The organism is Streptomyces sp. DT224, assembly GCF_049844595.1.
Classification (GTDB): Bacteria; Actinomycetota; Actinomycetes; order Streptomycetales; family Streptomycetaceae; genus Streptomyces.
Map to the genome: position 1 here is coordinate 260,279 of NZ_JBNCLI010000009.1, position 21,249 is coordinate 281,527.

Annotated in this window: 18 protein-coding genes; 9 read left to right on the plus strand and 9 right to left on the minus strand. The window is 73.5% G+C overall.

What is annotated here, in order from left to right; genetic code table 11:
- Positions 1-96 precede the first annotated feature (96 nt).
- From ACLQ2N_RS23815 to ACLQ2N_RS23825, 3 genes are all read left to right on the plus strand, one after another.
- Positions 97-897: a VOC family protein gene (locus ACLQ2N_RS23815; RefSeq protein WP_425816165.1), complete on the plus strand. Its 801-nt coding sequence runs from the start codon at positions 97-99 to the stop codon at positions 895-897.
- Positions 898-1,071: 174 nt separating this feature from the next.
- Complete coding sequence (locus tag ACLQ2N_RS23820) at positions 1,072-3,474, plus strand: PQQ-binding-like beta-propeller repeat protein (RefSeq protein ID WP_425816166.1); 2,403 nt, start codon at positions 1,072-1,074, stop codon at positions 3,472-3,474.
- A 519-nt stretch (positions 3,475-3,993) separates the two neighbouring features.
- Positions 3,994-4,554, plus strand: a complete 561-nt coding sequence (locus tag ACLQ2N_RS23825) for a hypothetical protein (protein ID WP_425816167.1) — start codon at positions 3,994-3,996, stop codon at positions 4,552-4,554.
- Positions 4,555-4,649: 95 nt separating this feature from the next.
- Here the strand turns inward: ACLQ2N_RS23825 and ACLQ2N_RS23830 are convergent, their stop codons facing one another.
- The 4 genes from ACLQ2N_RS23830 to ACLQ2N_RS23845 form a co-directional block, all read right to left on the minus strand.
- The gene (locus ACLQ2N_RS23830; protein WP_425816168.1) at positions 4,650-4,835 is read right to left on the minus strand and encodes a hypothetical protein; all 186 of its coding nucleotides are present in this window, start codon (positions 4,833-4,835) and stop codon (positions 4,650-4,652) included.
- A 210-nt stretch (positions 4,836-5,045) separates the two neighbouring features.
- Positions 5,046-8,006, minus strand: a complete 2,961-nt coding sequence (locus tag ACLQ2N_RS23835; RefSeq protein WP_425816169.1) for a BTAD domain-containing putative transcriptional regulator — start codon at positions 8,004-8,006, stop codon at positions 5,046-5,048.
- 238 nt (positions 8,007-8,244) lie between these two features.
- Positions 8,245-9,075 carry a MerR family transcriptional regulator gene (locus ACLQ2N_RS23840; protein ID WP_425816170.1) on the minus strand — a complete coding sequence of 277 codons (831 nt, stop codon included), beginning with the start codon at positions 9,073-9,075 and terminating at the stop codon, positions 8,245-8,247.
- A gap of 164 nt (positions 9,076-9,239) precedes the next feature.
- The gene (locus tag ACLQ2N_RS23845; RefSeq protein WP_003967102.1) at positions 9,240-9,443 is read right to left on the minus strand and encodes a cold-shock protein; all 204 of its coding nucleotides are present in this window, start codon (positions 9,441-9,443) and stop codon (positions 9,240-9,242) included.
- Positions 9,444-9,727: 284 nt separating this feature from the next.
- Between ACLQ2N_RS23845 and ACLQ2N_RS23850 the strand changes: the two genes are divergently transcribed.
- From ACLQ2N_RS23850 to ACLQ2N_RS23865, 4 genes are all read left to right on the plus strand, one after another.
- On the plus strand, positions 9,728-10,606 hold the full coding sequence (locus tag ACLQ2N_RS23850; protein WP_425816171.1) for a menaquinone biosynthetic enzyme MqnA/MqnD family protein: 879 nt from the start codon (positions 9,728-9,730) through the stop codon (positions 10,604-10,606).
- Positions 10,607-10,848: 242 nt separating this feature from the next.
- A complete protein-coding gene (locus ACLQ2N_RS23855; RefSeq protein WP_425816172.1) occupies positions 10,849-12,537 on the plus strand; it encodes a serine/threonine-protein kinase in 1,689 nt (562 codons plus the stop codon).
- Positions 12,538-12,609: 72 nt separating this feature from the next.
- On the plus strand, positions 12,610-13,809 hold the full coding sequence (mqnC, locus tag ACLQ2N_RS23860; RefSeq protein WP_425816173.1) for a cyclic dehypoxanthinyl futalosine synthase: 1,200 nt from the start codon (positions 12,610-12,612) through the stop codon (positions 13,807-13,809).
- A gap of 7 nt (positions 13,810-13,816) precedes the next feature.
- Positions 13,817-14,281 carry an imidazolonepropionase-like domain-containing protein gene (locus ACLQ2N_RS23865; RefSeq protein WP_425816174.1) on the plus strand — a complete coding sequence of 155 codons (465 nt, stop codon included), beginning with the start codon at positions 13,817-13,819 and terminating at the stop codon, positions 14,279-14,281.
- 36 nt (positions 14,282-14,317) lie between these two features.
- Here the strand turns inward: ACLQ2N_RS23865 and ACLQ2N_RS23870 are convergent, their stop codons facing one another.
- The 4 genes from ACLQ2N_RS23870 to ACLQ2N_RS23885 all read right to left on the minus strand — a co-directional run bounded on the left by ACLQ2N_RS23870 (position 14,318) and on the right by ACLQ2N_RS23885 (position 17,379).
- On the minus strand, positions 14,318-14,992 hold the full coding sequence (locus tag ACLQ2N_RS23870) for a DUF3152 domain-containing protein (RefSeq protein ID WP_425816175.1): 675 nt from the start codon (positions 14,990-14,992) through the stop codon (positions 14,318-14,320).
- 113 nt (positions 14,993-15,105) lie between these two features.
- Positions 15,106-15,852, minus strand: a complete 747-nt coding sequence (locus tag ACLQ2N_RS23875; RefSeq protein WP_425816285.1) for a DUF3152 domain-containing protein — start codon at positions 15,850-15,852, stop codon at positions 15,106-15,108.
- Positions 15,853-15,964: 112 nt separating this feature from the next.
- A complete protein-coding gene (locus ACLQ2N_RS23880; protein WP_425816176.1) occupies positions 15,965-16,858 on the minus strand; it encodes a hypothetical protein in 894 nt (297 codons plus the stop codon).
- 11 nt (positions 16,859-16,869) lie between these two features.
- Positions 16,870-17,379, minus strand: coding sequence for a SigE family RNA polymerase sigma factor (locus ACLQ2N_RS23885; protein WP_425816177.1), 510 nt, complete (start codon positions 17,377-17,379; stop codon positions 16,870-16,872).
- 134 nt (positions 17,380-17,513) lie between these two features.
- Here ACLQ2N_RS23885 and ACLQ2N_RS23890 point away from each other — a divergent pair, with 134 nt between their 5' ends.
- Positions 17,514-18,206 (plus strand): demethylmenaquinone methyltransferase, encoded by a 693-nt coding sequence (locus tag ACLQ2N_RS23890; protein ID WP_425816178.1) that lies wholly within the window; start codon positions 17,514-17,516, stop codon positions 18,204-18,206.
- Positions 18,207-18,376: 170 nt separating this feature from the next.
- Complete coding sequence (locus ACLQ2N_RS23895; RefSeq protein ID WP_425816179.1) at positions 18,377-20,680, plus strand: zinc-ribbon domain-containing protein; 2,304 nt, start codon at positions 18,377-18,379, stop codon at positions 20,678-20,680.
- Between the two features lie 3 nt (positions 20,681-20,683).
- Here ACLQ2N_RS23895 and ACLQ2N_RS23900 read toward each other — a convergent pair whose 3' ends face one another.
- On the minus strand, positions 20,684-21,202 hold the full coding sequence (locus ACLQ2N_RS23900) for a GNAT family N-acetyltransferase (RefSeq protein WP_425816180.1): 519 nt from the start codon (positions 21,200-21,202) through the stop codon (positions 20,684-20,686).
- Positions 21,203-21,249: the final 47 nt, after the last annotated feature.

Consider the following 21,249-nt stretch of genomic DNA (forward strand, 5'->3'; position numbering starts at 1 on the left):
CCACGTTCGTAAACGAAGCCTCCGGGGCGCGCCGCACGCACCGTAAAGCTACCGTGACTGTGACGGGCGTCACCCGCGACGGAAGGATCCGGACCCATGGCCGCGTTCGCGCAGTCCGCACCGTGCTGGGTGGATGTGCAGCTCCCCGACCTGGAGGCGGGCAAGCGCTTCTACGGCGAGCTGTTCGGCTGGACCTTCCGCCCGGCCGAAGGCCCCCGCGCCGACGCCCTCAGCGACGGGAAGCTCGTCGCCGCGCTGGCCGCGAAGAAGGACGGGCGGATGCCGACCGCCTGGGGCGTCTACTTCGCCACCGACGACATCGAGGCGTCGGTCACCCGGATCCGCGCGGCCGGCGGCCAGGTGATCACCGAGCCGGTCCCGGCCGGGCGCCACGGCGTCCTCGCCCAGGCGGCCGACCCGGGCGGCGCGGTCTTCGGCCTCTGGCAGGCCGGCGAGCGTGAGGGGTTCCAGAAGCGACACGAACCCGGCTCCTTCTGCTGGACCGAGGTCCACACCCGGTCCAAGGAGCGCGTCGACCCCTTCTACGAGGAGGTCTTCGGCTTCCGCTGCGCGGACGTGGACGACTCGCCCCTGGACGTCCCCGACACCGACGAGCACCGCGTGGACTTCCGTACGTGGTCCCCGCCCGGCACCGAACCGGGCCCCGAGACGGCGGTCGGCGGGCGGAGCGTCATCACGGCCGCCTTCCCGGCCGAGCTGCCCAGCCACTTCCTCAACTACTTCAACGTCGCGGACTGCGACGACACCGCCCGTACCGTCCAGCGGCTCGGCGGCCGGGTCACCGAACCCCCGCTGGACATCCCGTACGGGCGGATGGCGGTCCTCCAGGACGACCAGGGTGCCGAGTTCGCCGTACTTCAGGAGCCTGTGTCCTGATACGGGCGGAGAGGTACGGGACACCCCGATCCGCCCCCGAGTTCGCCACCGGGGCCCCGGCCAGGAACAATCGGGGTGCGCACCGCCGGGCCGCGCCCACGGATGAGACGCTGCACACGGCGGGATTTTCGCGGGCCTCTGTTCCCTGAGGTCCGTACGGGGAGGTGGCAAGTAGTGGAGCAGCTGACGCAGCACGACCCGAGGCGGATCGGCCCCTTCGAGGTGCTGGGACGGCTCGGGGCCGGCGGCATGGGGCTGGTCTATCTGGCCCGGTCGGCGTCGGGCCGCCGGGTGGCGATCAAGACCGTCCGTACGGAACTGGCCGAGGACCAGCTGTTCCGGGTGCGCTTCACGCGCGAGGTGGAGGCCGCGCGGGCCGTCAGCGGCTTCTACACGGCCGCCGTCGTGGACGCCGACCCGCGCGCCGCCGTGCCCTGGCTCGCCACCGCGTACGTGCCCGCCCCCTCGCTCGAGGAGATAGTGAACGAGTGCGGGCCCATGCCGACCCAGGCGGTGCGCTGGCTGGCGGCGGGGATCGCGGAGGCCCTGCAGTCCATCCACGGGGCGCAGCTCGTCCACCGCGACATGAAGCCGTCCAACGTGCTCGTCGTGGAGGACGGCCCCCGGGTCATCGACTTCGGCATCGCGTCCGGCGTCTCCAACACCCGGCTCACCATGACCAACGTGGCCGTCGGCACCCCGGCGTACATGTCTCCGGAGCAGGCCCGTGACTCGCGGAGCGTGACGGGGGCCAGCGACATCTTCTCGCTCGGCTCGACACTCGTCTTCGCCGCGACCGGGCACGCCCCGTACCGGGGGGCCAACCCGGTCGAGACGGTGTTCATGCTGCTGCGCGAGAGCCCCGACCTGTCCGGCCTGCCGGACGATCTGCGGCCGCTGATCGAGTCGTGCATGCAGAAGGACCCGGGCCTGCGGCCCACCCCGGCCGACCTCCAGGCCCAGCTCGCCCCGCACCTCTTCGCCTCCGGCGGCGGGGACGACGACGGCGGTACGGCTTCCGCGTGGCTGCCGGCCGCCGCGACCGCGCTCATCGAGCGGCGCCGGGGCGGTGGCCGGACGGCCCCGCCGGCCGCCCCGCCCGTACCGCCGCCGCCCGAGCCCGTCGCACCGCCGCGGTCCGTCGGGACCGCGCCCCACCGGCCGCCCGGCACGGACTGGGACGGCCCCTGGCACAGCGGCGCCCCCGCCCGCCCGCCGGCCCCGCCGGTGCCGGACGCCGGGGGGCCCGTGCGGCTGACCGGGGTCCAGGTGCCGATCGGGCCCGGCCCCCGCGTCCAGGACGTCCGCGCCTCGGCCTCCGGCGCCGACGCGGGCCCCGCGACCGGCTGGGTCCGCCCGCCCGCCGGGGTCAACGGCACGCCCCCGCCCGCCCCCGTACCGCCTCCGGCGCAGGCTCCCGACGCCGCGCAGTCCGGGCCCGCCCGGTGGCGGCCCTGGCGGTTCCGCATGTCCAACGACGTGTGGGGCACGCCGGTCGTGGTCGGCGACCTGCTGTACGTCACGTCCTTCGAGGTCCACGCGCTGGACACCGGCAACGGGCGGCGCCAGTTCAAGACCCGGGACGTCGCCTGGGCGATGGCCGTCGAGGGCGGCCGCATCCACGCGTCGGACGGCCCCTCCCTCTACGCCCTGGACGCCACCAGCGGCGCCGAGCGGTGGCGGGTGGGCACCGACGCCTGGGTGTACGCGCTGAAGGCCGACCGGGGCACGGTCGTCACGGCCACCCGGGGCGGCGGCGTCCAGGCGTGGGAGGCGGCGACCGGCGAGAAGCTGTGGGACCTGACCGGCGCGCAGACGGACTTCGAGACGCCGGAGGGCGGGCCGGTCATCCACGACGGCACGGTGTACGTCTGGCAGGACGCCCGCCTGAAGGCCCTCGACGCCCGGACCGGCGTCGAGCGCTGGTCGTACCCCATCGGCGACGCGGCCTCCTGCGGCGGCGTCCCGGTCCGGGTGACGCCCGCGCCGGACGGTTACGTGTACGTCGCCGCCGGGACCCGGGTGCTCGCGGTGGACATCGCGGCCGGGCGCGTGCGCTGGCACTTCGAGTGCCCCGCGGTCTTCCTGTCCCCGCCCGCCTTCGCCCCCGGCCCGGCCGTCACCGGCGGCGGGGTCTACCTCGCGGACTACCTCGGCACGGTGTACGCCCTGGACGCCGCGACGGGCAAGGACCGCTGGCGCATCGCCACGGAGGCCCGCCAGTCGGCCGAGCCGGTGCTCGTCGTCGCGGGCAACGTCCATGTGGGCAGCGGCAGCGCGCTGTACACCCTCGACGCGGTCACCGGCACCCCGAAGTGGCGGTTCGCGGCGGGCGGCGAGGTGGTGGGCGCCCCGGTCGTCGCGGACGGCCGTGTCCACTTCGGCTCCGCGGACCACGTCCTGTACACCCTCGACGCGGCGGGCGGCCAGCTCCGCTGGAAGCTCGCCACGGGCGGCGAGATCACGGGCTCGCCCGTGGCCCGGGGCGGCGTGGTGTACGCGTGCAGCAAGGACCGCTGCGTGTACGCGCTGGACGCGCTGAAGGGCACGGGCACGGGCGCCCGGGCGCGTACCTGAGACCCGGGTGCACCGCCCCCCCCGGGGCAACGGTTCCGTCCTCAATCGCCGGACGGGCTGGGAGGTCCGCCGGGCGGGCTTGATGGGTCAGGCCCCACGTAGGGGTCATCCCCCTCGGGCTCGGGGTAAGGGCTCGTCTGGACCGAAGGCCCGGGCTCCCACGTCGGGGGCCACGTGTCGGGGGGCGCGGGGTCCGGTGCGCCGTCCTTCGGCGCGCGACGGCGACGGCGCCCGAGGCGGCCGTCGTACCAGTCACGGAAGGGGCTCGGCACGGCGACCGCCGCTCCGGCGAGAGCGAGGACCGCACCGAGGACGTTGCGGGTCATCTCCGTACCTCCAGAGCGCTCTCGCTCCGACGCTACGCCGCCCGTGTGACCGCCGCCACCAGACGGAGACGAGACCGTGACAGGGCCATGACCGGCCCGCCGGTCATCCGCGCCATGCTGTGCGTTACGGTTCCGTGGCGCCCGGCCACCCGGGCCGGCGGCGCGCAACAGCACACAAACGGGGGCGGATTCGATGAGACGGCAGCACGTCAAACTGACGGTGGTCCTGGTCGCGGTGGTACTCGCGCTCACCGGCTTCTCCAGCGGCAGCCACGGCGGGAAGAGCAAGAGCGGCAAGAGCCGGTCCGGCAGCCACAGCAGCGGCGGCGGTGGCGGGTGCTCCAGCTCCAAGAAGAGCAACGGCACCTACCACGACACGGACTCCGACAACGACTACGACGACGACTACGGCTCGTCGAGCGGCTCCTCGGGCTCCACGTACACCGACCCGACCCCCACCGCCACCGCGTCGGACGCGCCGCAGGTGTACGTCTTCCGCTGCGCCCAGCCCGCGAAGGGCAAGCGCAAGGCGGTCACCACGTCCACCGTCCGCCTGACCCCGGTCGCCTCCGGCACGCACACCTACGAGGTGGACGTGACCTTCCTGGACGCGAGGGGCGGCGTGGTCGACACGGGCGAGGCGACCGTGGAGGCGGACTACGGCGACACGAAGACCGTGTCCGTGCGGATGGACAGCCCGCGCAAGTTGTCCCGCGTGAAGAAGTGCAAGGTCACGGCCGAGCTCAGCTACTGACCGCGCCGCGCACAGACGCAACGGCCGCGGCGGCATCCCCTCCGCGCCGCCGCGGCCGTTCCCCCCGTACCCCCGTGCCCCGTCGAATGACGGCTTCAGCTGGCCGGCTCGCTCGTCGCGTGGGTGTTGTCCGTCTTGTCCTCGGTGTCACCCTCGGGCGCCGACGTGGCGTGCGTGTTGAGCGGCTTGATCGTGTCGTTCGTGCCCAGGATGTCCACCGGGGCGCTGGTGGCGTGGGTGTTGAGCGGCTTGATGATCGGCTCGTTGTTCTCGTCGGCCATGATCGTCTACTCCCGTTAGTGGTTCGCTGTGCTGGGTCGGCAAGGCCCGTCCGGCTGTTCCCCCGTGGACTGCCGGACGGGCCTGTCGGGGCCGCTCACCTTAGTGCCACGGCCGTACGTCGCCCCGCCTGCCCCCCGACGCGGCGGATCGACTGACTCAGAGACTGGCCCGTCGTGATAAACGAACGATGAACGGGCAGGCAGGAAAGGTCAGGAGACCGTTTCGGAGGTGAGCAGCCGCCGGACGTCGGCTGCCTCCGGTGAACCGAGGGATTCGAATATCTCCAGCGCCTCGCGCCAGCAGACCTGGGCACGGCCGGTCTGCCCGACGCCGGACAGCGACCTGCCCAGGACCGTGAGCACGTTTCCACGGCGCCATTCCCCGCCGATGCCCCGCAGGACGGTGAGCGCCGTCTCGGAGTTGGCCGCGGCCTGTGCCGACCGGCCGGCCGCGAGGTCGAGCTCCGCCAGGCGGAACAGCGACATGCCCTCCCAGAGCCGCTGACGGCTGTCCTTGAAGACCTGGTACGCCTCCTTGAGGCTGTCGGCAGCCTCCTCGAAGCGGCCGCTCTGCGTCAGCGCGAGCCCCAGCGCGTAGCGGCCGTTCGCGCCCTTGAGCGCGTGGTCCATCTCGTCGTACATGGCCGTGCCGCGCTGGGCGAGGGTGATCGCGGTCGTGGTGCGGCCCGTGGCCAGGTGGACGCGCGAGAGGTTGCAGAGGGCGGACGCCTCGCCCGGCCGGTCGCCCAGTTCCCGGAAGTCCTCGATGGCGCGGGTCAGATGCTTCTCGCCGTCCGCGTGCCGGTTCTCGTACAGCGCGACGATGCCCAGGAGATTCGACGCCCAGCAGGCGGGCAGCGGATCCTGCGCCGTCGCCGACAGCCGCAGGACCCGCGCACACTCCCGCTGGGCCAGGTCGAAGCGGCCCGACACGTGGTGCACATTGGCGAGGGTGATGAGGGCCCGGGCCCCCGACTTGGTGTCACCGGCCTCTTCGGCCGCCCGGCAGGCGGCGGTGACGGTCGCCTCGTACTCCTTGGAGTTCGCACCCGACTCCGCCAGTTCGATGGCCGCCCACAGGAGATCGACGGCATGCGGCAGCGCACGACCGTACGCGGCCTGACGGGCGCACGCCAGCAGCGTCCCGGCCTCGCTGTAGAGCCAGTCCTGCGCCGCACGGCGGGTGGCGAACGTCAGACCGCCGTACGAGGTGGGCGCGAGGTGGTCGACCAACGTGTCGCCCGGCTTCTCCATGGCGCTGACACACGCGACCGTCGCCAGGTAGAAGTCCAGCAGCCGCGACAACGCCTCCTCCCGCTCCCCGGGCTCCTCCTCGTCCCGCTCCGCGCAGGAGCGCGCGTACAGGCGGACCAGGTCGTGGTAGCGGTAGCGGCCCGGGGCGGCCGACTCGACCAGGGACGTGTCGACCAGGGCCTCCAGGAGGTCCTCCGCGGTGTGCGGGTCCAGGTCGAGGAGGGCGGCCGCGGCGGCCAGGGAGATGTCCGGGCCGTCCGCGAGGCCGAGGAGGCGGAAGGCGCGGGCCTGGGCCGGTTCCAGCTGGCCGTAGCCGAGTTCGAACGTGGCCTTCACCGCGAGGTCGCCCGCCTGGAGCTCGTCCAGGCGCCGGCGCTCGTCGGCCAGCTTGGCGGCGAGGACCGAGACGGTCCAGGTGCGGCGGGAGGCCAGCCGGGAGGCGGCGATCCGGATCGCGAGGGGAAGGAAGCCGCACGCGGCGACCACGTCGAGCGCGGCCTCCCGCTCCGAGTTGATCCGCTCCTCGCCGACGATCCGGGTGAAGAGCTGAAGCGCCTCCTCCGGCGACATCACGTCCAGGTCGACCAGGTGCGCCCCCGCCAGGTCGACCATCCGCACCCGGCTCGTCACCAGCGCCGCGCAGCCCTCCGTGCCGGGGAGCAGGGGGCGGATCTGGGCCGCGTCGTGGGCGTTGTCCAGGAGCACCAGGACCCGGCGGCCGTCGAGCGTGGAGCGGTACAGCGCGGCCCGCTCGTCCAGCGACTCCGGTATGGCCGAGTCGGCGGTCCCGAGCGCCCGCAGGAACGCGCCGAGCACCGTCTCCGGCTCGGCGGCCCGGGCCCCCGCGCCCTGGAGGTCGACGTAGAGCTGCCCGTCCGGGAAGTGCCGGCGGGCCTGGTGGGCCACGTGGACGGCGAGCGTCGTCTTGCCGACGCCCCCGATGCCGGCCAGCGCGGAGACGGCCATCACGGACCCCTCCGCCGTGGAGAGCCGGTCGCCCAGCTCGCGTACGAACGCGCCCCGCCCCGTGAAGTCCGGGACGGTCGCGGGCAGCTGGGCCGGGCGGACCGGCGCCGCGGCCGGGGCCGGGGCGTCCGCCGGGCGGGCCAGTTCCTCGTCGGCGCGCAGGATGCGCTGCTGGAGCTGGGCCAGCTCCGCGCGCGGATCGACCCCCAGCTCCTCCGCGAGCAGCCGCCGGGTGTCCGCGTAGACGGCCAGCGCCTCCGCCTGCCGGCCGCTGCGGTACAGGGCCACCATCAGCAGCTCCCGCAGCCGCTCCCGCAACGGGTGCGCGGCGGTGAGCGCGGTCAGTTCGGAGACCGCCTCCGCGTGGCAGCCGGCCTCCAGGTCCAGATCGAGGCGGGTCTCGGTGAGCTGGAGCCGCCACTCCTCCAGGCGGGTGCGCTGGTACTCCGCGTACGGCCCCGGTACGGAGGCCAGCGCCTCGCCGTCCCACAGGCCCAGCGCCTTGTTCAGCAGGGCCCGCGCCGTGTTCCGGTCGCCCGCCGCCCGCGCCTTCTCCGCACGGGCCGCCAGCTGCTGAGCCACGGTCAGGTCCAGCGCGTCGGCGCCGGTGCGCATCGCGTACCCGCCGGAGTCGCTGACCAGGGTGTCGGTGCCGAGGACCTTGCGGAGCCGGGAGGCGTAGGTGCGTACGGCGGCCAGCGCCTGCGAGGGCGGCTCGTCGCCCCAGATGCCGTCGATGAGTTCGGCGGCCGTCGCCGTGTGCCCGCCGCGCAGCAGCAACGCCGTCAGCAGCGCGCGCTGCTGGGGCGACCCGGACGGCAGTGCCTCGCCGCCGCGCCGGACCCGTACGGGACCGAGTACGGAGAAGTGCAGCGCGGCCTCGTCCTCCGGGCCCCGCTCGGGCGTCCGCTGCTGCGGTACGCGTACCCGTGGCCCGTCGTCACGGCCCATTGCTGCCTCCTGTCCTGCCTGCGCACAGCCCGGCACGGCCACTGTGTCCGGATCGGTCATAGGCCGTCCGGATTGCTCCATACCGTTGATATCGCCGTCAACAGTCTGCCTTGTGAAGGGTCGGCCCGTCAGTAACGGATGACTCTCTGCACAAGCCCTCGACAACGATTCAGAACGGGGCAGTTGGGACAGGAGTGCACGAAGCGGGGCGCCCGTCCGGCGACGGGCGCCCCCGGTCTCAGGCCGTCGCCCGGACCACCGGCTCCTGGAGCTCGGTCACCCACCCGTCCCGGTCCTCCGGGCACTCCAGGCTGACCTCGCGGGCGTACCCCGACGACCGGTAGCCGTTGGCGTCGATCCAGCGGGCCAGGGCCTGGGCGGTGGGCAGTACGGAGTCCATGGAGCCCCGGTGCACGACGGTCGCCGCCTCGAACGGCGGCAGCTCGACCACCGTGATCCCGGTGTCGCCGACCGGCCCGACGGGCGCGGAGACCGTCACCCCGGCGTGCACGACGACACCGCCGCCGTCCGGGGCGTCCTCGTACCGGGCGATGCCCGGGCCCGAGGGGGTCAGGCCCGCCTCCCCGAGGAGGGGGAGGAGCCGGTCGTACAGCGGGCCGATCACCGGGGAGATGTCCTGCGGCTCGTAGCTCCCGGCCACCCCGGTCAGCTCGGCGACCCGCACCGCGGGCACCTTCTTCATCACGACGTCGTTCGTGGACATGTGTCCCTCGCTCTCGATGGACCGGAGCCTCGCCTCGACCTGCGCCAGCCGTGCGGCCGCCGCGGCCATCGCCGCCTCCAGCTCCGTACGCCGCAGCCGCAGCATTCCCCGCAGCTCCGCCGGGCCCACCGCGTCGTCCAGGACCGCCCCCACCTGCTGGAGCGTGAAGCCGAGGTCCTTGAGCGCGATGATCCGGTTGAGCCGGGCGAGCTGGGCGGCGCCGTAGTAGCGGTAGCCGGTCGAGGGGTCGGTGCGGTCCGGGCGCAGCAGCCCGATCTCGTCGTAATGACGCAGCATGCGGGCCGACACCCGCCCGTACCGGGCGAAGTCTCCGATCGTGAACATGACGTCTCCCACTGCACGGCTTCACACGGTGTGAAGGTCAAGAAGCCTCTTGGGCACGGCCGGGACGGCCCCCGCACGGGCAGGAGCCCCGCTCCTCCGCCGGTGCGGAGGAGCGGGGCTCCTTGGTACTGCTCTTACCGGCCGCGATCGGCCGACCCGGGCAACTAGGCCGGGGTGACGTTCTCAGCCTGCGGGCCCTTCGGGCCCTGAGTGACGTCGAAGTTCACGACCTGGTTCTCCTCGAGGGAGCGGAACCCGGACGCGTTGATCGCGGAGTAGTGGACGAAGACATCCGGGCCGCCGCCGTCCTGGGCGATGAAGCCGAAGCCCTTTTCAGCGTTGAACCACTTGACGGTTCCGGTAGCCATAAGCCCTCCTTGGGCCAAAGGGTTGCCCTGCTCCAGAACCTGCAATGAAGTCTGAAAACTACAAAAGCCTGCGGGGTTACATGCTCCGCAGGCTCTGTACTGCAAGGGAAACCAAACTGCAACTTGCCTTCGAGCCTAGCACGCAGCCTGTCCCCAGGGGTAGAGGGAAAGATCACTTCACCCGGACGTTTGACAGCCGCCCGGATGAGCCATCAGAGAGGGCCTTCCCGTGCGCCGCCGCCCCCGGTGGGGCGGCCCGCGCGGGACGGGTCTAGCCTCGCGATGTGGACAATTCAACCGTTTCAAACGTCGCGGGCGACGACCGTCGCCCCCGGCCGCGCGTCGGCCACATCCAGTTCCTCAACTGCCTTCCCCTCTACTGGGGGCTGGCACGGACCGGAACCCTGCTCGACCTGGAGCTGTCGAAGGACACCCCGGAGAAGCTCAGCGAGCAACTGGTCAGGGGCGATCTGGACATCGCCCCCGTCACCCTGGTCGAGTTCCTGCGCAACGCGGACGACCTGGTCGCCTTCCCCGACATCGCGGTCGGCTGCGACGGCCCCGTCATGTCGTGCGTGATCGTCTCGCAGCGGCCCCTGGAGGACCTGGACCGCGCCCGCGTCGCGCTCGGCTCGACCTCCCGGACGTCCGTTCGGCTGGCGCGGCTGCTGCTCGCCGAGCGCTACGGCGTCACCCCCGACTACTACACCTGCCCGCCGGACCTGGGCCTGATGATGCAGGAGGCGGACGCCGCCGTCCTCATCGGCGACGCGGCCCTCCGCGCCAACCTGCACGACGCGCCCCGCCTCGGGCTCCAGGTCCACGACCTGGGCGCGATGTGGAAGGAGTGGACGGGCCTGCCGTTCGTCTTCGCCGTCTGGGCCGCCCGCAAGGACTACCTGGCCGCCGAGCCGGCCGCGGTCAAGCAGGTGCACGAGGCGTTCCTGGCCTCCCGTGACCTGTCCCTGGAGGAGGTCACCAAGGTCGCCGAGCAGGCGGCGCGCTGGGAGGCGTTCGACGCGGAGGTCCTGGAGCGCTACTTCACGACGCTCGACTTCCGCTTCGGCCCGGACCAGCTGGCGGGCGTCGAGGAGTTCGCCCGCCGCACCGGCGACGTCGCGGGCTTCCCGGCGGACGTGAAGGTGGAGCTCCTCGGCGGATGAGAACATCCCGCCGCCGGGGAATGGCATTTTCGATTTCGTTGAACATGCGATGAATGGCGGATTGCGCAATCGGTCATCGGCGGAGACCGGCGCATTCACGCCTTTTATCGCGGTGAATGACGTCGTTCGTTCCCTTGGGGGCGAAATCGGCGGATGGTTTCTCCCGTGACCGGACGAGACTTCGCGGCCACGAACTAGGCTTCGGTCGGAGGTCCGGCCGGTCCACAGGGGGAGTCCTTAATATGCAGCCGCTGGAAGCCGGGGAACCGCGCAGTATCGGCTCCTACCGGCTGCTCGGCAGACTGGGCGCCGGCGGCATGGGCCGCGTGTACCTCGGGCGCAGCGCCGGCGGCCGCACCGTCGCCGTCAAGGTCGTCCACCCCCACTTCGCGCTCGACGAGCAGTTCCGCGCCCGGTTCCGGCGCGAGGTGGAGGCGGCCCGGCGGATCGGCGCCGAGTGGACCGCGCCCGTCCTGGACGCCGACCCGGACGCCCCGGTCCCCTGGATCGCCACCGGTTACGTGGCCGGGCCCCCGCTCTCCGCGGCCGTCACCGAGCACGGCCCGCTGCCCGAGCACGCGGTCCGGGTGCTGGGCGCCGGGCTCGGCGAGGCGCTGGCCGCGGTGCACGAGCGGGGCCTGATCCACCGGGACGTGAAGCCGTCCAACGTCCTGCTCGCCCTGGACGGCCCCCGCCTGATCGACTTCGGCATCGCCCGGGCCATCGACGCGACCACCTCCCTCACCTCCACCGGGGTCTCGGTCGGCTCGCCCGGCTACATGGCGCCGGAGCAGATCCGGGGTGGCGGGATGTCGGGCGCGGCCGACGTCTTCTCGCTGGGGGCGGTCCTGGCGTACGCGGCGACCGGCACCGCGCCCTTCCTCGGCGACTCCTCGGCCGTCCTGCTCTACAAGGTCGTCCACGAGGAACCGGAGCTGGGCGAGCTGGAGGGCGAGTTCCGCGAGACCATCGCCGCCTGCCTGGCCAAGGACCCGGAGCGGCGGCCGACCCCGGACGAGCTGGCCCGCCGGCTGCTGCCGGGCGGCGCGGCGGCGGCGGTCGCGGCGGGCTGGCTGCCCGGGCGGCTGGTCCGCGAGGTCAGCCGGTCGGTGGTGGCGCTGCTGGACCTGGAACCGCAGGAGGCCCCGGTGCAGTCGGGGCCGGTGCCGTTCAGCAACCCGTCGTTCGGGGCGGTGGCGGGCGAACCCGCGCCCGGAGGTGCGGCTTCGGGCGGTCCGGGCGCCGCGCTGGGTGTCTTCGGCCCGCCGGTCGACCCGCCGCACGCCCCGACCGCCGGGGCGGACGGCGTGCCCGGGCAGCGGACCGGCGGGCGGGGCCCGGCCCTCGGCGCGTCGGCGGGCAGGGACGGGGCGGGGCGCCGACGGGTGAGCTGCACGCTCGCGCTCGCGGTGGCCGGGGCGCTGGCCGCGGTGACGGTGGGCAGCGCCTTCCTCCTGGACCTGCTGCCGGCCGGGGGCGGTGACAGCGGCAGCGTCGGGCAAGGCGACGTGAGCGGCAGCCCGTCCGCCCCGTCCGCCACCTCCGGCGGGACCGCCGAGGTGCCCGAGGCGTTCGTCGGGACCTGGAAGGGCACGCTCACCGAGAAGAACTCCGGCCTGCCGCACGGCACGCTCACCGCGGTCTTCACCAAGGGCCGCGAAGGCACGGACGTGGTCCGGCTGACCACGACGGTCTCCTCGCTCGGCGTCGACTTCACGTGCCACAGCATCGGCACGCTCACCTCGGCCACCGCGGAGGAGCTGAAGCTGCGCGAACACGCCGACCGCGACCGCCCCAGCACGGCCGGTGTCTGCACCACCGCGCCCGCCGGCCTCCACTTCACCCGCACCTCCCAGGGCACCCTCCGCTTCCGCTCCGACGAGGAGGGCGCGGGACAGCCGTACGGCACGCTCACCCGGTCCGACGGCTGACGCCCGACCCCCCTGGCGTACGCTGAACCGGTCCGTAGATCCGTTGAAAAACCGCCGAAAGGTGACAGCCCGGTGACCGAGAAGGCCGACCTCCAGCCCATCCTCGACCGAGCCGCCGAAGGCGGCCGGATCACTCCGGAGGAGGCGCTCGACCTCTACCGGTCGGCCCCGCTGCACGCCCTGGGCGCCGCGGCCGACGCCGTGCGCCGCCGCCGGTACGCCGGTACGGAGCACATCGCGACGTACATCATCGAGCGCAACATCAACTACACCAACGTGTGCGTGACGGCGTGCAAGTTCTGCGCCTTCTACGCCGCGCCGAAGGACACCGCCAAGGGCTGGTCCCGGGACCTGGACGACATCCTGCGCCGCTGCGCGGAGACCGTCGAGCTGGGCGGCACGCAGATCATGTTCCAGGGCGGACACCACCCGGACTACGGCGTGGAGTACTACGAGGAGCACTTCTCGGCCATCAAGAAGGCGTTCCCGCAGCTGGTGATCCACTCGCTCGGCGCCTCCGAGATCGAGCACATGGCGCGGATCTCGAAGGTCTCCGCCGAGGAGGCCATCAGCCGGATCCACGCCGCCGGTCTCGACTCCTTCGCCGGCGCCGGCGCCGAGCTGCTGCCGGCCCGGCCGCGCACCGCCATCGCCCCGCTCAAGGAGTCCGGCGAGCGCTGGCTGGAGATCATGGAGATCGCGCACGGCCTCGGTGTCGAGTCCACCTCGACCATGCTGATGGGCACGGGCGAGACGAACGCCGAGCGCATCGAGCACCTGCGCATGATCCGTGACGTGCAGGACCGCACCGGCGGCTTCCGGGCGTTCATCCCGTACACATACCAGCCGGAGAACAACAAGCTGAAGGGGCAGACGCAGGCCACGCTCTTCGAGTACCTGCGGATGATCGCCATCGCCCGGCTCTTCCTGGACAACGTCGCGCACATCCAGGGTTCCTGGCTGACCACCGGCAAGGAGGTCGGCCAGCTGTCGCTGCACTACGGCGCGGACGACCTGGGCTCGATCATGCTGGAGGAGAACGTCGTCTCGTCGGCCGGTGCCAAGCACCGCTCCAACCGGATGGAGATCATCGACCTCATCCGCAAGGCCGACCGGGTCCCGGCCCAGCGCTCCACGACGTACGAACACCTCGTCGTGCACGAGGACCCGGCGAAGGACCCGGTCGACGAGCGCGTCGTCTCGCACATCTCGTCCGTCGCGATCGAGGGCGGCACCGCGCACCCGGAGCTCAAGCTCCTCGGCGCCAACTAGCCTGCCGATGCTCACCCTCCACACGGCCGCGACCGGCCCCGCCGTCCTCGTCGAGGGCCGGCTGGTCGCGGCCGTCGGCGGGTACGAGGACCTGTCCGCCGCGCATCCGTCCGCCCGGGTACGGAGCTGGCCCGGCGAGATCCTGCCCGGCCGGGTGCGGCACGGGGTGCGGGCCCTGCTGGAGGACACCTTCCACCCGGACGCGTATCTGCCGGAACGTCCGGACGACCGGGGCGAATCCCTGCGGCGCGGCATCCACACGCTGCTGGGCGACGGGGTCACCGCCGTCGTCGACGACCTGACGGACCCGGCCGCACGCGCCGCGGTCGACCGGAGCGGCCTCGTCCGGGTGGCCGCCGGCCACCGTCCGGCCCTGACGGTGGGCGGCCGGGCGGATCTGGCCGTGATCGACGCGGACGGCGTGTGCGTGGCGACCGTGCTGGCCGGTCGACTGGTGCACCGGCGGCGGTGACGTACCGCCCCGGGGCCGGCGGCGCCCGGCCGTGCGTCAGGGGACCGAAGGCCCGCCCAGGTAGTGCCCCTCGGAGTCGTACGGCCACGCATTGGCGACGCAGCCCTTCAGGCCGTAGATCTGCTGCATCATCGCGGGCGCGGGGCGGCCCTTGCCGGGGCAGGTCTCGTGGCCGTGTCCGAGCCAGTGGCCGACCTCGTGGTTGATGATCAGGGCCCGGTACTCGGCCAGCGGGCCGTCGAACTCGGGCGAACCCGTCTGCCAGCGCTTCAGGTTGACCATCACGACCGTACCGACCCGGCAGTTCACCTCGCCGTGCGTGTCGAGCCCGCTCTCGCCGCAGACGCGGTCGGTGGTCTCCGGCGTGGCGATCCGTATGACCAGCCCCGCCGGGCCCTTCGCCACCTGGCGGAACCGGTGCTGCCCGTGGTGCGCCCAGCCCCGGGGCGCGGCCAGGATGCGGGCGACGACGGCGGCGGCCTGGTCCGCGTCGAGCCCGGATCCCTCCTCCACCTCCACCCGGTAGGCGCTCCCCGCCCCGCCGTCGGTGGCGGCGGCGCGGGCCACGGTGAAGGCGGCGGGTGCCGGCCCGCGCGCGTCGTTCCAGCGGAGGCCGACGACGGCGGCGGCCGCGAGTACGACGGGGACGACGGCCAGCGTGAGCAGCCTGCTCCGGCCGCTCTCCCGCCGGCGCCCTTTCCTTCCGGGCATCCGTAACCCTCCCCAGCGATCGGTGATCCGTCCCCCGCTGTAGGACCGGTGATCGAGGCGATTGGTTCAGTCCACATCCCTATGGAGTCGTGGTGAGGCCGCCCGGAGAATCGTTACGGCACTGAGGGGCCGCCCAGGTACGCCCCGTTCTCGGCGTACGGCCAGGCGTTGGCGACACACCCCTTGAGCCCGTAGATCTGCTGCATCATCGCGGGCGCGGGGCGGCCCTTGCCGGGGCAGGTCTCGTGGCCGTGGCCGAGCCAGTGGCCGACCTCGTGGTTGATGATCAGGGCGCGGTAGTCGTTCAGCGGGCCGTCGAACTCGGGCGAACCGGTCTGCCAGCGCTTGAGGTTGACCATCACCTTCTCGCCGATCCGGCAGTTCACCTCGCCGTGCGTGTTCATCCCGCCCTGCCCGCAGATCCGGTCCGTCGTGGCCGCCGTCGCGATGCGGACGACCAGTCCGGCCGGGCCCGAGGCCACCCGGTGGAACGTGCGCTTCCCGCCCTCCCCCCAGCCGCGCGGCGCGGCGAGGATGTCGGCGATCCGGTCGGCGGCCTCCTCCGGGGCGACGCCCGAGCCGTCCTCGACTTCGACGCGGTACGCGTACTGCCCGGAGGACGACGTGTCGGCGCGGGCGACCGTGAAGGTGCCGGGGCCGGAGGCGGGGACGCGTACGCGGGTGGGGCTGGGGGAGGGAGAAGGGGAGGCGGACGGGGAGCGGGACGGCTTCGGGCTCCGGCTGGGCTTCGCGGCGGGCGTGGGCGAGGCGGGGGACGCGGCGGAGGCCGAGGGGGTACGTGCGGCGGCGGACGCCGGGGCCCCGTCACCGCCCGCCCAGCGGGGCGCGAGGACCACCACCACGCCGATCAGCGCCGCCGGTACGGCGACGGCGGCCCCTATCCGTACGCGGCTGCGCCGCGCCCGTCTCGCGCGCCGGCGCCCGCCTCCGCCATGTCGTCCCCGCCTGCTCTCAGCCCCCACGGACAGAGCCCTCCTTCGATTCCATCGGACGTTCGTCCGCGTACGCGACCATTTCGATGAACTGCGCGTCCCGGGCGACGGCCAGCAGGTCGTCGGCGGTGACCGGGGCCGACACCATCGCGTCGGTGTCGCCCCCCACGGCGAGCGTGACGCGGCTGTGCCCGTACCTGAAACGCACGGTGACCCCAGTGATCGTCTTTCCCCCCTCGGCGTTCCCGGCCGCAGTGATCGCCTGGGCCATGATGCCCCCTGGCAGTGACACCTCGTCGCACCGGAGGTGCTTCACCGCGACATCGAGGCAGGCGCGGTCCGCCCGGGCCGCCTTGCCGGTGGCCAGCGGGCGGACCGAGAAGGTGAGGGGGAAGACGGGGCTTTCCGCCCCGCCCTGGTACCGGTTGACGGCGATGTCGACCGGACGGACCGGGGCGAGCGCCTTGGGCAGCAGCGTTTCCAGCACCCCCGCCGCCTCGTTCTGGAAGACCTGCTGCCGTGACCGCTCGTCGTCCGGCAGGTCCGCCATGGAGGTCTCGCCGGCGCTCGGCTCGATGTGTACGGGGGGACGGACCGGGACGGCCGTGAACGTGGGGTCCGGGGTCGGCGAGGTCTGCGAGGCGGCCGACCACTGGCGCACCGGCTCCCCGCCCCCGTTCCACACCGGCAGGGCGGCGCCGAGGACCCCCAGGCCGACGACCGCGGCCGCCGCCGCACCCATGGCGGCGCGGGCCCGGACGCGTCGGCGGTGGCCCTGGACCAGGGCGCCGGGGACGAGATCGGGCAGCGGCGGCGCCCCGTCGGTGGCCCGCTCCATGGCGGTCCGGACCAGCAGCTCCTCGTCGTCCCGGACGGGCTCGTCGCCCGGAGCGGGGTCCATGAACACGTACACGGCGTAACTCCTCAGCTTCTGGCGGTGTAGAGGTGGGCGTCGCCCAGGCGGGCGCGCAGCGTGGCCAGCGAGCGCGAGCACTGGCTCTTGACGGTGGACGGGCTGCACCGCAGCAGCCCCGCGACGGTCTCCACGCTCAGGTCCTCCCAGTAGCGCAGGACGACCATCGCCCGGGCACGGGGCGGCAGTTCGGCGAGGGCGGCGAGCAGCGTGACGGTGAGCTCGGGGCCCACCACCGGGGCGGGCGCGGCGATCGGCGTGTGGGCGAGGAGGTCGCGCAGCCGGCGGCGCCGCTCGGCGATGTAGGTGCGGGTGAGCACGGTCCGGGCGTAGGCGTCCGGATGGTCGGCGGCGCCCGCCCGGTGCCAGTGCTGGAACAGCTTGGCCAGCGTCGTCTGGGTCAGGTCGCGCGCGGCGTCGGCGTCACCGCAGAGCAGATAGGCGGTGCGGTAGAGCCGGTGCTGACCGGCGCGGGCGAATTCCTCGAAGCCGTCGGCACCCCGGCTCGCTCCCGTGAACATCTGCCCCCTTCCCTGTTCTCCTCGAAGGTCTCTCCGTGACTACTGAGTGCCGCCGGGCGGAAAAGGTTGAAGCCGATTTCCGCCGGGGGCGTCCGCCGCGAGCCGCCGGGGACCGGGCTGCTTGAATGGGATGCGTGACCCGAGCCTCCCTGGACAAGCAGCCGCACGAAGTCGCCTCGATGTTCGACGGCGTGGCGGCGAACTACGACCTGACCAACGACGTGCTCTCGCTCGGCCAGGACCGGCTGTGGCGCAAGGAGGTCGCCAGGGCGGTGAACGCCCGGCCCGCCGAGAAGGTCCTCGACCTGGCGGCCGGCACGGCGACGTCCTCGCTGCCGTTCGCCGCGACCGGGGCGTACGTCGTGCCGTGCGACTTCTCCATCGGCATGCTCCGCGAGGGCAAGAAGCGCCACGCCTGGCTGCCCTTCACCGCCGGGGACGCCACGAAACTCCCCTTCCGCGACGAGACCTTCGACGCGGTGACCATCTCCTTCGGCCTGCGCAACGTCCAGGACACGGACACGGCCCTGCGCGAGCTGTACCGGGTCACCAAGCCGGGGGGCCGGGTCGTCATCTGCGAGTTCTCCCAGCCCGTCTGGACCCCGTTCCGCACGGTCTACATCGAATACCTGATGCGCGCCCTGCCCCCGGTGGCCCGCGCGGTCTCCTCCAACCCGGACGCCTACGTCTACCTCGCCGAGTCCATCCGCGCCTGGCCCGACCAGTCCGGCCTGGCGAAGAAGCTCCAGGCCGCCGGCTGGTCCGAGGTCGCCTGGCGCAACCTCACGGGCGGCGTGGTGGCCCTGCACCGGGGTGTGCGCCACTGACGTCTGCGGCGGGCTCCGGACGGGAACCGCGCGTCCGCGAAAGCGGTTGGCGGGATTCCGAGTTGACGGGAACCGGTGGGCGGGGAAGATGTGTCCGTTGATACGGCACGCGTCTTCCCCGTTTCCGTGTGTCACGGTCTCGCCCGTCCCCGGCCCGCTGCGGAGCTCTCATGCCCTCGTACTGCCCGTTCTGTGGAACCCAGGCGCCCGACGAGGCGCGCTTCTGCATGAAGTGCGGGCGGGAACGCCCCGCCGCGCCCGCCGCGCCTCCTCGGCCCGCCGCCCCGCCACCGCCGGCCGGGACGCCGCCCGTCGAGCCGCCCGCGGTGCCGGCCTACATGACGCGGCCCGCCGCCCCGCCGCCCGGGTACGCACCGGTCCCGGCCGGGCCCTCGCCGGCCGGGATCTTCTTCGGGCGGGTGATGCGCGGGGACTGGGCGGGCTCGCTCAAGGCGGCCCTCTGGCCGACCGGGCTGATCGTCGGGCTCGCCGTGGCGCTCGCCATCCCGGACTACGGGCAGGGGGACGACGTCGTCGTCGGGTGGAGCGACCGGCTGCGGATCGCGCTCGCGATGCTGCTCCAGGCGTTCGGCGGCGGTTTCGAGGTCCGGGCCGTCATGCCGGGCGGAGGCGGATACGGGGGTGCTTCGCCGTACGGGAACACGTACAGCGACTTCGATCCGGGCGGGCAGAGCCAGACGACGCTCTCCCTGATCCCGCTCACCGTCACCGTGCTGTGGATCGGCGCCCTCGTCCTCGGCGCCCGGGCCGTCCGCCGGCAGGGCGGCGGCCTCGACGCGGCGGTCCGGATCAGCGTCGTGGCCACCGCCGCGGTCCTGGTCCTCGGGCTCTACGCCCAGCCCGAGATCGAGGGCTACTCGCTCCACTCCTCGCCGGTCCTGGCGGCCCTCGGCGCCCTCGGCATCGCGCTCGTCACCACCTGCGCCGTTCTGCAACGCGACGTCGCGGCCGCCTGGCTGGCCCAGCGGCCGGGCGCGCAGAGCTTCGTGCGCGCCGCCGGCACCGCCGTCCGCGCGCTCGGCGCCGTCCTCCTGCTCTGCGGCCTGATCGGCTACATCACCTACGCCACCCTGGACGACGTCAACGGCACCGCCCTGCTGATGGCCCTGCCGCTGCTGCCCAACATCGCGCTGATGGTGCTCTCGGTGAGCTGGGGCGGCTCCGTCGAGTACGACGCGCGGGGACAGGCGGACATCATCGGCTCCGGTATGGACCACGGCTCGTTCGGGCTCGGTGAGCTGAGTGACGCGGCCAACGACTGGGCGCTCGTCGGTGCGCTCGCCGCCGGCCTCGTCTGCGCGCTCCTCGTCGGGCTGCTCGCCGGGCGCCGCTCCGCCGACCGGCGCGAACAGGTCACCGCCGGCGGCCTGTTCCTGCTCGGGTTCCTCGCGCTCACCGCGATGAGCGGCCTGTCCGCCGAGTTCTCCGGCAACGTCGCCGACATCGGCGGCTCGGGCACCCTGGACGTCTCGCCCAGCGTCGCCGACGCGCTGCTGTTCGGGCTGCTGTGGGTCGGCGGCGCGGTGCTCGTCGCGCCCTACCTGGCGCGGATGGCGGGCGGCGGGGGCCCCGGCGGCGGCTCCCCGGCGTATCCGGCCCCGCCGAGCCCGTACGGCCCGCAGAACCCGGGTCCCTACACCCCCGCCCCCGGCCACACCCCGCCCCCCGGCCCGTACCCCCCGAAGCCCGGGCCGCAGGGCCCCGGGCCGTACGCCCCGCCCGCGCGGTTCACGGTGCCCGGGAGCCCCGCGCCCGAAGCCGCCGCCCCCGCGCAACCCCCCGCGCCCCGGCGCCGGCGGGCCGTCCTCGTCTGGGGCGCCACGCTCACCGCCGCCCTGATCCTCGGCGGCGGGGCCACCGCGGGCGCCCTCGCCCTGCTGGACCGCCACGACGACGACCCGGGGACCTCGGAGAACAACGACAAGGGCAAGGGCGGCGGCCGGGCGACGCCCGCCCAGGACCGGACGGACGAGGCCACCACCGACCCGGCCGAACTCGTCTTCCCGGACGGCTACAGCGTCGTCGCCGACACCGCCGGCTTCTCGCTCGCCCTGCCGGACGACTGGGAGCGGCAGGGCGAGGAGAACCACCAGGTCACCTACGCCAGGTCGCCGGGCGACACCGGGCTGCTGAAGGTGGGGGTCATCGCGGACGCCCCCTCCACCTCGTACGAGAACTTCAAGGCCCTGGAGAAGACCGCCTCCGCCAACCAGCGGAACTACCAGCAGGTCCAGCTGTCGGCCAACACCTTCCAGGGCCGCCCGGGCGCCCGGTGGGAGTACACCTACGAGGACGAGAGCGGACAGACGGTCCACGCGATCGACCAGAGCTACATCGCCGAGGACGGCACCGAGTACGCCGTCTACGTCACCGAGCGGGACGTGGACTGGGTCGGTGCCCGCGAGGTCTTCGACACCGCCCTGTCCACGTGGATGCTCAACGACGTGGACTGACCGTCACAGCTCCAGCCGGAAGCACCGCACCTCCTGGCCCGGCAGCGAGGTCGTGAAGGTCTCGGCCGGTTCCATGCCCAGGCGCCGGGCCACCGCGGCCGACCGCTCGTTGAGCACGTCGACCACCGCCACCACCCGTTCCACCCCCGCCGCGCGCACCCGCTCCAGCGTGAGGCGCGCGGCGGTCGTCGCGTAACCCAGGCCCCAGGCCGGCCGCGCCAGCCGCCAGCCGATCTCGGTCTCGCCCACCGGGCCGTAGGCGGTCGGCCCCCACGGCTGCGCGCCCGTGAAGCCGACGACCCGCCCCTCCCCGTCGAGCACGGTCCACAGGCAGTACCCGAGTTCGGCGTCGTGTCTGCGCTGCCGCGCGGTCCACTCCTCGTACATCGACAGCTCCTCCGGCCGTCCGCCGAAGAACCGCATCACCTCCGGGTCGGCGAAGGCCCGGTGCCAGGCCACGGCGTCCTCGTCGGTCGGGACACGCAGCTGTACGACGGGCGGAGCGGCAGGCGCGATTGACATGAGGCAGCCCTTCGGAGGGTTGATCGGCAGGCCCCCATAGACTGCCT

Coding starts and splice junctions, on each gene's coding strand:
- ACLQ2N_RS23815 (WP_425816165.1), top strand. CDS start 97: ATGGCCGCGTTCGCGCAGTCCGCACCGTGCTGGGTGGATGTGCAGCTC.
- ACLQ2N_RS23825 (WP_425816167.1), top strand. CDS start 3,994: ATGAGACGGCAGCACGTCAAACTGACGGTGGTCCTGGTCGCGGTGGTA.
- ACLQ2N_RS23830 (WP_425816168.1), bottom strand. CDS start 4,835: ATGGCCGACGAGAACAACGAGCCGATCATCAAGCCGCTCAACACCCAC.
- ACLQ2N_RS23835 (WP_425816169.1), bottom strand. CDS start 8,006: ATGGGCCGTGACGACGGGCCACGGGTACGCGTACCGCAGCAGCGGACG.
- ACLQ2N_RS23840 (WP_425816170.1), bottom strand. CDS start 9,075: ATGTTCACGATCGGAGACTTCGCCCGGTACGGGCGGGTGTCGGCCCGC.
- ACLQ2N_RS23845 (WP_003967102.1), bottom strand. CDS start 9,443: ATGGCTACCGGAACCGTCAAGTGGTTCAACGCTGAAAAGGGCTTCGGC.
- ACLQ2N_RS23855 (WP_425816172.1), top strand. CDS start 10,849: ATGCAGCCGCTGGAAGCCGGGGAACCGCGCAGTATCGGCTCCTACCGG.
- ACLQ2N_RS23865 (WP_425816174.1), top strand. CDS start 13,817: ATGCTCACCCTCCACACGGCCGCGACCGGCCCCGCCGTCCTCGTCGAG.
- ACLQ2N_RS23870 (WP_425816175.1), bottom strand. CDS start 14,992: ATGCCCGGAAGGAAAGGGCGCCGGCGGGAGAGCGGCCGGAGCAGGCTG.
- ACLQ2N_RS23885 (WP_425816177.1), bottom strand. CDS start 17,379: ATGTTCACGGGAGCGAGCCGGGGTGCCGACGGCTTCGAGGAATTCGCC.
- ACLQ2N_RS23895 (WP_425816179.1), top strand. CDS start 18,377: ATGCCCTCGTACTGCCCGTTCTGTGGAACCCAGGCGCCCGACGAGGCG.
- ACLQ2N_RS23900 (WP_425816180.1), bottom strand. CDS start 21,202: ATGTCAATCGCGCCTGCCGCTCCGCCCGTCGTACAGCTGCGTGTCCCG.